General features: G+C 70.9%; 9 protein-coding genes. 1 reads left to right on the top strand and 8 read right to left on the bottom strand.

The annotated features are described in order from the left end of the window. Positions 1-37: 37 nt before the first annotated feature. Complete coding sequence (locus K8Z49_RS48185) at positions 38-256, bottom strand: MbtH family protein (protein ID WP_024935673.1); 219 nt, start codon at positions 254-256, stop codon at positions 38-40. A gap of 407 nt (positions 257-663) precedes the next feature. Here K8Z49_RS48185 and K8Z49_RS48180 point away from each other — a divergent pair, with 407 nt between their 5' ends. Then, positions 664-2,160 carry a tryptophan 7-halogenase gene (locus K8Z49_RS48180; RefSeq protein WP_412517221.1) on the top strand — a complete coding sequence of 499 codons (1,497 nt, stop codon included), beginning with the start codon at positions 664-666 and terminating at the stop codon, positions 2,158-2,160. 130 nt (positions 2,161-2,290) lie between these two features. Here K8Z49_RS48180 and K8Z49_RS48175 read toward each other — a convergent pair whose 3' ends face one another. The 7 genes from K8Z49_RS48175 to K8Z49_RS48145 all read right to left on the bottom strand — a co-directional run bounded on the left by K8Z49_RS48175 (position 2,291) and on the right by K8Z49_RS48145 (position 12,143). After that, the gene (locus tag K8Z49_RS48175) at positions 2,291-2,560 is read right to left on the bottom strand and encodes an acyl carrier protein (protein WP_052357646.1); all 270 of its coding nucleotides are present in this window, start codon (positions 2,558-2,560) and stop codon (positions 2,291-2,293) included. 13 nt (positions 2,561-2,573) lie between these two features. Then, a complete protein-coding gene (locus K8Z49_RS48170; RefSeq protein ID WP_052357647.1) occupies positions 2,574-4,337 on the bottom strand; it encodes a fatty acyl-AMP ligase in 1,764 nt (587 codons plus the stop codon). 101 nt (positions 4,338-4,438) lie between these two features. Further along, entirely contained in the window at positions 4,439-5,260 is an 822-nt protein-coding gene (gene dpgD / locus K8Z49_RS48165; RefSeq protein ID WP_052357648.1) for an enoyl-CoA-hydratase DpgD, read from the bottom strand. A 110-nt stretch (positions 5,261-5,370) separates the two neighbouring features. After that, complete coding sequence (thrC, locus tag K8Z49_RS48160) at positions 5,371-6,615, bottom strand: threonine synthase (protein ID WP_111833228.1); 1,245 nt, start codon at positions 6,613-6,615, stop codon at positions 5,371-5,373. Between the two features lie 77 nt (positions 6,616-6,692). Then, a complete protein-coding gene (locus K8Z49_RS48155; RefSeq protein WP_021593048.1) occupies positions 6,693-7,400 on the bottom strand; it encodes a class I SAM-dependent methyltransferase in 708 nt (235 codons plus the stop codon). Positions 7,401-7,574: 174 nt separating this feature from the next. After that, complete coding sequence (locus K8Z49_RS48150; protein ID WP_256255222.1) at positions 7,575-8,705, bottom strand: prephenate dehydrogenase; 1,131 nt, start codon at positions 8,703-8,705, stop codon at positions 7,575-7,577. A gap of 348 nt (positions 8,706-9,053) precedes the next feature. Beyond that, complete coding sequence (locus K8Z49_RS48145; RefSeq protein ID WP_412517220.1) at positions 9,054-12,143, bottom strand: AfsR/SARP family transcriptional regulator; 3,090 nt, start codon at positions 12,141-12,143, stop codon at positions 9,054-9,056. Positions 12,144-12,435 lie beyond the last annotated feature (292 nt).

Below are 12,435 nucleotides of genomic sequence, written 5' to 3'. Positions count from 1 at the left end.
GCGTTCCACGACAGCCTTTCCCGACCGATCAGGGCTTCTACTTCTCCATCTTCTCCATGGCCTCGATCAGGCTCTTGGGCCGCATGTCCGTCCAGGACTTCTCTATGTAGTCGAGGCATTCCTGCCGGCCGGCCTCCCCGAACACCGTTTTCCAGCCGTCCGGCACGTCGATGAATACCGGCCAGAGCGAGTGCTGGTTCTCGTCGTTGACGAGAACCAGGTACATGGCATCGGGGTCTTCAAAAGGATTCGTCACCGTGCTGTCCCTTCACCGGGCCTTGAGAGTCCATGCCGGACAAATGACTAACGATCAACATGCCGCATGGTCAAACGGGTTCGCCAGCCGCCGGTTGAACGCGGCACGGGTGTTCAACCGGCGCACCGCCCCAGTTGGGCACCCGCCGCGGAGGCGCGTTCGAGCGCGCCGGGCAAACAGCGATGAACCCACGCTAGGATTCGGCCCGAACGCACGTTGTTGATCAGCGGACGCCTGACCGAATGGACCGATCACCGGTTTCCTCGCGGGCCATTGAGAATGTTTCACTCAGGCAGCTCGTGCTTCAACGGAAAAGCATCGGGCCGCGCAGCAGGTGATCGACGGGGCGCACCGGCTGCGGGCCGTGGTCATGCGCCCCTGAACCGTCCGTGCGAGAAGGGTGTCCGATGAGTTCTGGAACTGTCGAAGAATTCGATGTCGTCGTCGTGGGCGGCGGTCCCGGCGGCTCTGCTCTGGCCGCGCTCGTGGCGATGCAGGGGCATCGGGTCCTTCTCTTGGAGAAGGAGAGGTTCCCGCGGTACCAGATCGGCGAGTCCCTGCTTCCGGGCACGGTGCAGGGCGTGTGCGTGCTCCTCGGAGTGGCGGACGAGCTGGCCAAGGCCGGCTTCATGGTGAAGCGGGGCGGCACGCTCAGATGGGGCGCCAATCCGGAGCCGTGGACGGTCTCCTTCTCCCTCTCGCCGAAGATGGCCGCGCCGACGTCCTTCGCCTACCAGGTCGAGCGGAGCAGGTTCGACCAGATCCTGCTCGACAACGCCCGCCGCGTGGGCGTCGACGTACGGGAACAATGCTGCGTCACCAACGTGATCGACGACGAGGAGCGGGTTCGCGGGGTCTCCTATACCGACGCCGGCGGCACCGGCCGCGAGGCCCGCGCCCGGTTCGTCGTCGACGCGTCGGGAAACGGGAGCCGCATCAACCGGCATGTCGGCGGATCGCGAAAGTACTCCGAGTTCTTCCGAAATGTCGCGCTGTTCGGCTACTACGAGGGCGGCAAGCGCCTTCCCGCGCCCAACTCGGGGAACATCCTGTCCGCGGCGTTCGACAGCGGCTGGTTCTGGTACATCCCGCTCAGCGACACGCTGACCAGCGTCGGCGCCGTCGTCCGGCGCGACATGGCGAGCAAGATCCAGGGGGATCCGGAGCGCGCGCTCGAGGCGCTCATCGAGGAGTGCCCGATGATCAGCGACTACCTCTCGTCGGCCAAGCGCGTCACCACCGGCCAGTACGGGAAGCTCCGGGTCCGCAAGGACTACTCCTACCACCACACGGCGTTCTCGCGACCCGGCATGGTGCTCGTGGGCGACGCCGCCTGCTTCATCGACCCGGTGTTCTCCTCGGGCGTCCATCTGGCCACCTACAGCGCCCTGCTGGCCGCGCGCTCGATCAACAGCGTGATGGCCGGCATCGTGGACGAGCGGGTCGCCTTCGAGGAGTTCGAGGCGAGGTACCGGCGCGAGTACGGCGTGTTCTACGAGTTCCTGATGTCCTTCTACGACATGCACGTGAGCGAGACGTCGTACTTCTGGTCGGCGAAGAAGGTCACCAAGAGCACCCACACCGAACTGGAGTCGTTCATCGACCTGATCGCCGGTGTGTCCTCCGGAGAGTCCGCCCTCGCCGACGCGTCCGGCGTGGCGCGGCGTTTCCAGTCGAGGTCGAAGGAGTTCGCCGACGCGGTCGACGAGGTCGGCAGGGGCACGAGGGGCAGCATGATGCCCCTGTTCCGGGCCTCCCTGGTCCGCGAGGCGGTGCGGGAGGGCGCGGTGGTCCAGACGCGCGCACACCTGCGGGAGGAAGCCGGGGCCGAGACGCCGATGTTCGACAGCGGCCTGGTCTCCTCGGCCGACGGCATGTTCTGGGTGCGGGCCGAGGAGACGTAACCGGGGCCGCCCCAAGTCCCGGACGGCGTCACGGTCGTCCGGGATGCGCTCTGGAGAACGGCACCGGTGCCCGGCGCACGGCCGGGCACCGGTCGGACGGCTCCCCTCCGCCGGCGCTCTTCCCCTCGGCTCAGTTCGTCCGCTCGACGAGGTAGGCGGTGAGCCGGTTGACGGTGTCGGCCTCCCAAAGCTGGGGCGGCTCGATGTACACGCCCAGCGCGTCCTCGATGTCGGCGCAGAGCGTGTGCGCGTGAACGGAGTCCAGGCCGCCGCCGGTGAGCGACGCGTCGGGATCGATCTCGGCCTCGGGCACCCTGAGATGGAGGGCGAGGTGCTCGACCAGCCAGGAGCGGACACCCGCCGGCGTCCACGGCGCATCGGTCACATCGGTCTCGGTCACGTGGTCTCCCTTCTCAGCCCGTGATGCCTCGCACATCGGGCTCCAGCTCCGCGTACAGCGGCGCGATCTCGCCGGCGAGGAACCTCGCGCGCGTCTCGACCCGCTGGATCTTGCCGCTGGTCGTCCGGCCCACCGTGCCGCGCCGCACCAGGACGACGTTCCGCACCGGCACCCCCAGCTCCACCGTGAGCCGGCGCGACACGTCCGCCGCGACCGCGGGCAGCTCGGCCGCCGGCGTTCCGGGGGCGACCTCGTGCACGAGCACGATCCGCTCGTCGGGCGCGGGGACCCCGAAGGCCGCGCCGACGAGCCCCGCGAGCGCCGGCTGGTCGCCGCGCGCCGCCTGCTCGACGTCCTGCGGATAGATGTTGCGGCCGTAGACGATCATCATCTCCTTGAGCCGTCCGGTGACGAACAGCTCGCCGTTCACCACGGCGCCCAGATCGCCCGTGCGCAGCCATCCGGGGCCCGCCGGACCGGCGTCCTCATCGGCGAGACGCGCCTCGAAGACCTCGGCCCTGAGTTCGGGCCTGTTCCAGTAGCCGCGCCCCATGGGGGCGCCGCGCAGCCAGATCTCGCCCACGGCGCCGCCGGGCAGCCGGCGGCGGGTCCGCGGGTCGACGATCCGGGTGTCGAAGCCGCCGGGCGGCGCGCCGACGCCCACGATCTCCCTGCCCGTGCCGCGGGCCGTCGCGACGAGCGCCGGGGCTTCGGCGGACTCCAGGCGGTCCCGGTCGGCGACGAGGACGGTCGGCGGCGCGCTGGGCGGGGTGGACGTCACGAACACCGTGGCCTCCGCCATCCCGTACGCCGCCGCGAACGCCTCGGGCCGCAGCCCGGTGCGCGCGAAGCGCTTGGCGAACGCCGCCAGGGTGGGCGCGTGGATCGGCTCGGAGCCGTTGTGGATGATGCGCAGCCGGGACAGGTCGAGCGTGTCGAGATCGTCGTCCCGGATGAGGCGGGTGCACAGCTCGAAGGCGAAGTTGGGGCCCCCGGTGATCGTGCTCGCGTACCGCTCCATCATCCGGAGCCACTCCAGGGGGCGCCTGACGAAGGCCGTGGCGGGCATCAGCGCGATGGGATTGCCGAACATCAGGCCCGCCGTGAGATGGAGGAACAGGCCCATGTCGTGGTGGAGGGGCAGCCAGGAGCCGATCGAGTCCTCGGCGCCCGCCCCGGTGCCGGCGCGGATCGCGCCCATGTCGGCGAGGATGTTGCCGTGGCCGAGCATCACCCCTTTCGGGGTCGCCGTGGAGCCCGAGCTGTACTGGAGGACCGCGAGCGTGTCAGGGCCGGGACGGTGGAGCGGCCCCGCGGGCGGCTCCCCTGGTCCGGCCTCCCCCACGTCCTCGACCGGCACCTGCCCGAGCCCGTGATCTCTGAGCCGGGCGGCGAGCGGCTCCCGGTCGTCCTTCGTGGTGACGACGAGACGCGGCGCGCAGTCTCCGATGATCGCGGTGAGCCGGGTGTCGGCGCGCGACTGGCCGGGCGCCGGGACCGGCACCGCCACGAGGCCGGCGAACAGGCACGCGAGGTAGGTCTCGACGTACTCGGTGCAGGTCGGCAGCGCGATGACCACTCGGTCCCCGGGGGCCAGCCGCCCGGCGAGCCCGGCCGCCCGCACCCTGGCGCGGCGGCCGAGCTCGGCGTAGGTGAGGATCTCGTGGTCCTCGGCGGCGGGGCCCCGGACGATGGACAGCGCCATCCGGTCCGGGTGCTCGGCGACCCGTCCGGCGAACGCCTCGGCGACATTCCGGTATCCATCGAAATTCAGCATGAACGCACCGGCTTTCCTTCTGGGCTCCAGCACTTTGACATGGAATCGCGACACCGCTCAATGCGTTCAACCGCGGCCCTGAATGCACCGCCATTCGTCGGCTAATCGCCGGACCACACCGGGTCGCGCTTTTCCGTGAACGCCCGCACGCCTTCCGCCGCGTCGCGGCTGCGCCTGCGGCGTTCCTCCCAGACATAACTGGACGAGAATGCCTTTTCGAGGGGCATGTCAACCGATCGGAGAACGCTCTCCTTGAGGGCCCGCACGGAGAGCGGTGCGCTGCCGGCGATGCCGTCCGTCCATTCCGCGACGCACCGGTCCAGATCCGCGTAGGGCACGACCTCGTTGACCAGGCCGTACCGCAGCGCCGTCGCGGCGGTCATGCGCCGGCCGGTGAGCAGGTATCCCATCGCGATCTTCAGTGGCAGCTGCCGGGCCAGCCTGAACGCGCCGCCGGCCCCCGGGACCAGGCCGAGCGTCGCCTCGGGCAGCGCGAAGACCGCCTCCTCCGACGCGATGATCAGGTCACAGGCCAGCGCCAGTTCGAAACCGCCACCCACGGCGTATCCGTGCACCCGTGCGATCACTGGCTTCGACAGCGTGAACCGCTCGGTCAGCCGGGGCCACCCGGGCTGCCCCCGGCTCCCGAAGGTGGTGGGCGCCACGCCCTCCTCGGTCAGCCTGGCCCGCTCCTTGAGATCCTGCCCGGCCGAGAAGGCCCGGTCGCCCGCCCCCGTCAGAACGGCGACCCGCACTCCGTCATCGGCCTCCACGTCGTCCCACACGGCGCCCAGTTCCTCGTGCGTGCGCAGGTCCATGGCATTGAGCACCTCGGGCCGGTCGAGGGTCACATACGCGACGTGACCGCGCTTCTCGTAGCGCACCCGAGCACGGTCCTCGCGTGAGGACCCCAGAGCGGTCATTGCGACGCCCCTTCCGAAACGGTCAACTGCGTCGTTGCGCCACTTGGACGGGCCCGCGGGGATCGCCCGCCGACCAGGTTTCCCGCGACGTCCGCACCGGCCTCGGGGCCTTACAGTGCGTCGATGAGCGCGCCGGTGACGGTGTCGGCGTCCGCCGGGAGCCGGGTCACGCGCTCAACGGAGGAGGCGACCACCTCCTGGGCCTTGAGCCCGTTCCCGGAGATCACGGCCACCACCGACTCCTCCGGGGAGATGATCCCTGCTCTGGCCAGTCGCCTCGCCGTCGCGACCACGACGCCACCGGCGGGCTCGGTGAACACGCCCTCCGTCGAGGCGAGCAGCCCGATGCTTTCGACGATCTCCTCGTCGGAAATGGCGGAAGCCGATCCGTTGGACCTGCCGATCAGATCCAGGGCCACCTTTCCATCGGTGGGGTTGCCGATGGCGAGCGACTTCGCCAGCGTGTCGGGGACACAGGGCCGCACCGCGGATTCTCCGTGTTCGAACGCGTCCGCGACCGGAGCGCATCCGGCGGCCTGCGCGGCATGGATGCGCGGCCCGCCGCCGGCGGCCGTCATGCCGAGGCGGCTCATCTCCTCGAAACCATGGGCTATCCGGGTGAGCAGCGTCGCTCCCGCCACAGGCACGATCACGTTGGACGGCTGCCGCCAGCCGAGCTGTTCGACCACTTCGTAGGCGATCGTCTTGGCGCCCTCGGCATAGAACGGGCGCAGGTCCAGGTTGACGAAGGGCACCACCCCCTTGAGGGCGAGCTCCCGGCAGATCGCGTTCACCTGGTCGAACGTCCCCTGCAGCTGGAAGATCTCGGCGCCATGGACCGAGCTCACGACGTTCTTGGCCGGCTCGATGCCGTCGGGGTAGAAGACGACGGCGCGCATGTTCGCCGCGGCGGCGAGCGAGGCCAGCGAGTTGCCGACGTTGCCCGTGGAAACGCAGGCGACGGTCGACGCGCCTCGTTCGAACGCATACTGAAGGGCCATGGCGACGACTCGATCTTTGTACGAGAAGGATGGCCAGTTATAGCAGTCGAGCTTGAGGTAGAGATTCTCGAGACCGATGAGGCCGCCCAGTCGACGCGCGTGAACAAGTGGCGTCCATCCAGTATGGAGGCCAATGGTCGGCAGAGGCCCGACCGGCAGTAGCTCGCGCATCCTGTATATATTCCTGGGCCTCTCGCGCAAGGCTTCGGCATCCATCACGACGTCGTCGATCGGCGGGCTGAGGGTCGTGCTGCATTCACCGCACAGCCAAGGAACCTCTGGATTCGCGGCCACACCATGCCGTCGACAGACCAGAACTTCTTTGTTCATGACGAAATCGGCGTTCAGCGGCATGATTCTCCTTCGAAAAGCGGCTTCCGGGCATTACAACCGACCCGCGCGCAAACCGTCAAGGAGCGACTATGAAGCCGTCAGCGGCGGACGGCCGAAATGACGACCCGCGGATTGTCGTCCAACAGGGCCGGGGTGTGCGTCGCCTCTGCCCTGAGCACCTTGGCGGCCTCTTCACCGAGTTCCTCGGAGATCGCCTCCCAATTGCGCAGGATGGCCTCGTGCACGGCGATCTCCCGGTCCCGCGAACCGGTGGGACGCTTGGTGATGTCGGTGAATCCGGCTCTTTCGAGAAAGAAATCATAAGGCAGGTGAACAGGTTCCCAGCTGGTGAACACCAGCCGGCCTCCGGGACGGAGCACCCGTGCCAGCTCGCGGAACGCGCCCGACTTGTCGTGCACCATCCACAGCGCGTCGACACTGACCGCTCCGTCGAAGCCTCCGGCGGGCAGGCCGGTGTCCGTGGCGCTGGCCACGTGGAAGCCGGCCCGGGACGCCATGCCGAAGCCCGCCGCCCGATCCGACGCGGCGGCCACCGCCTCGGCGATGATGTCCACGCCGACCAGGGGGACATCGAGCTCGCGCGCGATCCAGAGACCGGGGCCGCCACGGCCGCAGCCGACGTCGAGCAGCCGTGTCGTGCCCGACTGCGCCAGGGTCTCCGCCAGCAGGCGCAGGTCGCTCAGAGTGACGAAACCGAAGGGCTCCACCTCGGCGGGGTAATCGCCGCCCAGGATCTCCCGGTAGATGGACTGGAGCGTGGAGCCCCGGCTCTGATTGGCCAGCACCGAACGGTAACGGTCCTCACTGGTGGAGAGTGGTATCTCAGCGGCACACATCGAAGCATGCTGCACCGGATGTCCAACCACGGCAACGCGTCAGTTGAACACGGGCCTTTCCCTCCGCCAATGGAACTCTGTGGCATCGCTGAGTGGGCGAATTCTTTCTCGGCCATCGCGCCGTCACCGTCCGGGCGGATCAGGCAGAGACCATCCGCGGTCTCGAAGTTCGGCGATCAGGCGCGGAGCCGATTCCGGGTCCACCGACAGTTCTGCCACGCCGACCGGCCGGCCCTGCAGATGCTCGATCGAGACGTCCTCGATGTTGATCCCCGCGACCCCGGCGGCCTGGAGGATGAGGGCGAGCTCGCCGGGGCGGTCGGCGACGAGGACGGTGACGGTCGTGAGCCGACCGGCCGATCCGCCGCGCTTGACCGGAATCCGGTCGCGGCCGGTGACGCCCCGTGTCAGCAGCCCGGCCACCGCCGGCTCCCCGCCGGCGCGCGCCCGCAGCGCGGAGGCGACCCTGGCCAGGTCGTCCGACACCGCCTCGATCACGTCGGCGACCGGGCCGGCATTGGCCGCCAGGATCTCCTGCCAGAGCGCCGGCGCCCCGCCGGCGATACGGGTGACGTCGCGGGCGCCCTGCCCCGCGAGGCCGACCATGCCCTCCGGTGCGTCGGCGAAGCGGGCCGCCATCGCGGACGACACCACGTGCGGCGCGTGCGAGACGAGCGCCATCGCCCGGTCGTGCCCGGCGGCGTCGATGCGGACCGGGGTGGCGCCGCACCCGGTGACGAGGCTGGTCACGGCCTCCACGGCCGCGGGGTCGGCGCCCTCCGCGGGGCACAGCGCCCAGGGGCGGCCGTCGAAGAGCTCGGGCCGGGCGGCGAGCGGGCCGGACCGCTCGCTCCCTCCCAGCGGGTGCCCGCCGACGAAGACCCGCAGGTCGCAGCCCAGCCGGGCCGCCTCGGCCAACGGCGGGACCTTGACGCTCGCCACATCGGTGTACGCCGCGGCCAGGCCGCGCTCCTGAGCGTCCAGCAGGGTCCTCGCGACCGCCGAGGGCGGCACGGCCAGCACGGCGACGTCGGCCGACTCGCCGCTCCACGGGGCTCCGGCCCCCAGCTCCGCGGCGAGCCCGGCGACCGCCGGATCCCGGTCGATCAGCAGGACCTCCGCGCCGACCCGCCGCATGGCCAGCGCGATGGAGGTCCCGATCAGCCCGGTCCCGATGACCGTGATCCGCTTGAGCGCCGGCCCGAGCCGCTCACCGTCCGGAGCGCGTCGCCCGTCGTGACCGATGATGGGGATATTCACGCGCCACCTCATTGGTGCCAATCTCGCCGGACGTGGTCGGCGACAATAGCCGCAGCACCGTTCAACCGTGCCCGCGCGGCGTTTGAACACCTTCATGCCGCACCGCCCCCGCATCATGCACCCTTGACGCCGTTTAGGCATTCCTGAAGGATCGCGAGGTCAGATAGGGGAGGCGACGGCCGCTCACCGGAAATCCCGACTTTCGAAGCCGGTCACTATAACTACTCCAAAACGCCTCCCTTCACCGCACGTAAGAGCCTTCTCCACCAGTGAAGAAGGCTCCACCAGGAAAGCCCGTCCCTGTGCCGGCGCCCGCGTCCTGGCCGCCGCCGGCGGCCGCCGTCAGGAGCGCGCCGTGCCGCGCGCTCCGCGGAGGCGCTCATCGACAGAGGAGCGGCCGTCCGCATCGCCGATGCGGACGAACAGCTCGCGCGCCTCCGCCCAGGCAGCCAGGGCCGCGTCGGGGTCGCCGGCGGCATCGCGTGCGTTCCCGAGGATGCGCAGGGCCCGCGCCAGATACGGAACCCATCCGCGCGTGCGCCACACCTCCACCGAACGCTCCAGGCACGCGACGGCGCCCAGAAGGTCCCCCTCCGCCATGTTCAACTCGCCGAGCACGCCGAGCCCGTCGGCCAGGTGGTGGCGGAAATTGCCCGCCAGGCTGAACGACAGCAGCCGTTCCAGCGTCGGCCTGGCCTGCGCGTCCCCGGTCGCGACGAAGAGCTTGGCGAGGTAGAGCAGCGAGAACGCCTCCACATAGCGGTCGTCCAGATCCCGCGCCATCACGATCGACTCGTCCAGCAGCCTCCTGCCCGCCTCGATGTCACCGCACAGGGCGCGGGCGGCCCCGAGGAACTGCACGATCGTCGCGACGAACCGCGGATTGCCCAGTTCCTCGGCCACCACGAGCGCCTGCTCCAGGCACTCCAGAGCGCTCTGCGGGTCGCCCTCACCGTGCACGACCGCCGTGACGTGGAGGGCACGGGCCTCCCCGGCGACGTAGCCCGCCTCCCGCGCGACGCGCAGAGCACGCTCCGCCAGTTCCAGCGCCTCGCCGTCCTCGCCGTCGGCCACCCGGCCCCAGACCATCGCCACCATCGCGTCGACCGTCCCGGCCGCGTCGCCCAGCTCGGTGAAGAGGTCGAGGACCCGCGCGGCCATCGTTCGCATCCGGATCATCGCCGGGCCCGGCCCGACCGGGGACGTCCAGGTAAGGACCTCCAGCAGCCCGCGCAGCACCACCGCCTCACCCCGCCTGGCACCGGTCTCCTGGCACAGCTCCAGCACCCGCTCGTGCATGCGGCGCCAGTCGTCGTACAGGCCGCGGACATCGCAGTACCGCTCCAGGGAGGCCGCCAGGTCCCACGCGTACTCGGTGAACCCCAGGTCGGCGGCCTGCACGGCCGCCGCGACCAGCGCCGCCCGCTCCGCGCCGAACCAGTGCATCGGATCGGCCAGCAGCCGGCTCCGCTCCGGGGACGGCGGCGGGAACCGCGGGACCGGTCCGTGCATGAGGGCGTAGCAGGGCCCCGGCACCCGCTCCGCCGCCTCCTCGGCGAGCGCCAGCCACCCGCCCAGTGCGCGCCGCAGCGCCGAGGCGCGCTCCTCCTCCGGGATGTCGCGTTCGGCCAGCTCGCGCGCGTACAACCGGAGCAGGTCGTGCAGCCGGTACCTCAGCTCCCCCGTCTCGTCCACCCCGGCGACCCCCACGAGGTGCGCGTCCACCAGCGTTTCGAGATGGTGCCGCGCCGCGGGCGGCGGCAGGTCCACCAGCGCGGCGACCGTCCAGCTCGCGAAGTCGGGCGCGTCCAGCAGCCCGATCAGCTGGAACGCGCGCCGGGCCGGCGCGGGGAGCAGCCGGTAGCTCATCTCGAACCCGGCCCGCACCTCGAGATCGCCGGCCACCAGTTCGTCGAGCCGGCGCCGCTCCTCCCGCAGGACGTCGGCCAGGTGCGACGGCCTCCAGTGGTCGCGGCCCACCAGCCGGGCCGCGGCGATGCGCACCGCCAGCGGCATGTGCCCGCACAGCCGCGCGATCTCGGCCACGACGTCCGGCTCGGCCGCGACCCGCCGCTCCCCCACGATGTTGGTGATCAGCTCCACCGCCTGCGCGGGCGGCAGGACGTCGAGGTTCAGCAGCCTCGCGCCCTCCAGGCCGATCAGCCGGTTGCGGCTGGTGACGAGGACGGCCGCGTCCGGCGTGCCCGGCAGCAGCGGCCGCACCTGGGACTCGTCGGCGGCGTTGTCGAGCACGACCAGGATCCTTCTGCCGGCCAGCCGGCTCCGGTACAGCGCCACCCGCTCGTCCAGGGACGGGGGGATGCCCGCGCCGGACATGCCGAGCGTGCGCAGGAAGCGGCCGAGCAGCTCGGCCGGCTCGGCGGGCTTGGCCGAGTCTCCGTGCAGGTCCACGTACAGCTGCCCGTCCGGGAAGGCATCCGCGACCCGGTGGGCGACGTGCACGGCGACCGTGGTCTTGCCGACCCCGCCGAGCCCCGAGATCGTGGTGACGGCCACCGCCCGCGGCCGGGAGGCCCTCGCGGTCCCGACGAGGCTCTCGACCAGCTCCGCCACCTCGGCCGTCCGGCCGGCGAAGTCGGGGATGTCGGGCGGGAGCTGGGCGGGCGGCGGGGCCCCCGGCGGGGCGGCCGCCGTGCCCGGCTCATCGATAGTGCCGTCGGCCGACAGGACGCGCATGTGCGCGCGCTGAACGTCCCGGCTCGGCTCGACGCCCAGATCGTCGGTGAGCCGCTCGCTGAGCCGCCGGTAGATCTGCAGGGCCTCCGCCGGGCGCCCGCTCGCCGTCAGCAGGTCGATCAGCGCGGCGTGCAAGGGCTCGTCGAAGGGGAGCTCCTCGATCAGCGCGCCGACGGCGCCGACCGCCCCCTCGGGGTCGCCCGACTCCAGGGCCGCGGCGGCGAGGGCCATCGCCGCCTCGCGGATCTGGTCCTCAAGACCGCGGACCAGCGTGTCCGTCCGGTCGATCCGGGAGAGGCCGGCCAGCAACGGCCCCTTGCGCTCGGCGAACGCGGCCGTGAGCGCTCGGTACCTCCGCTCGGGCGCGGACAGGGAGCGCGCCTCGTCGGCGAGCGTCAGGAACCGGCCGAGATCGGACCGGTCCGCCGGGCAGTGCAGCAGATACCCGTTCCGGTAGCTGACCTCGATCCGATCCGGCCGCCCGGTGTGGAGGGACGCCGCCCATTTGCGCAGCCGCGACACCCCGACGTGCACCGATTCGCGGCTCGTCTCCCGGACCCGGTCGGTCCAGACGAGCTCGGCGAGCCGGCCGGTGGCCAGCGGCTCGCCCCGCGCCAGGACGAGCACGCCCAGCAGCCCCCGGAGGACCGGAGAACTCGGCGGGGCCACCTCGTCGCCGTCCACACTGACGGCGAGCGGCCCCAGGACCCGGAAGAAGACACCCTCTGCACCCACGCCTCGACATCCCCGTCGACCATCGACCAGAAGTCGCCCGCCACAGCCGTCTCAGCGAAGCAGCGAACGCGAACAACACGCGGGGTGAGAACGCATAAGAACATCCCGGACACGCCCGGTGAGCCGATTCGCGCAACACTCGGGCGCGCCCCGGCTCCGGCCGCAGAGAGAACACAGGAGCACATGAGCAGTCCGATCCACGTTTGGGAGCGACCGCGGACCGCGGGTCGCGAACAGCAACAAGACTTACGCGTACACCAGAAATGCAATTGTCGAAGACCACTTGGCGGGG

Origin of the sequence: Actinomadura madurae (assembly GCF_047130825.1) — a bacterium.
Classification (GTDB): domain Bacteria; phylum Actinomycetota; class Actinomycetes; order Streptosporangiales; family Streptosporangiaceae; genus Spirillospora; species Spirillospora madurae.
Note: the sequence above shows the minus strand (reverse complement) of the source record. Positions and strands in the feature narration are given on the sequence as shown.

Bases quoted from the DNA above. Each gene is read 5' to 3' on its own strand.
- dpgD (WP_052357648.1), bottom strand. From the start codon at position 5,260: ATGACCGCTCTGGGGTCCTCACGCGAGGACCGTGCTCGGGTGCGCTAC.
- thrC (WP_111833228.1), bottom strand. From the start codon at position 6,615: ATGCCGCTGAACGCCGATTTCGTCATGAACAAAGAAGTTCTGGTCTGT.
- K8Z49_RS48180 (WP_412517221.1), top strand. From the start codon at position 664: ATGAGTTCTGGAACTGTCGAAGAATTCGATGTCGTCGTCGTGGGCGGC.
- K8Z49_RS48170 (WP_052357647.1), bottom strand. From the start codon at position 4,337: ATGCTGAATTTCGATGGATACCGGAATGTCGCCGAGGCGTTCGCCGGA.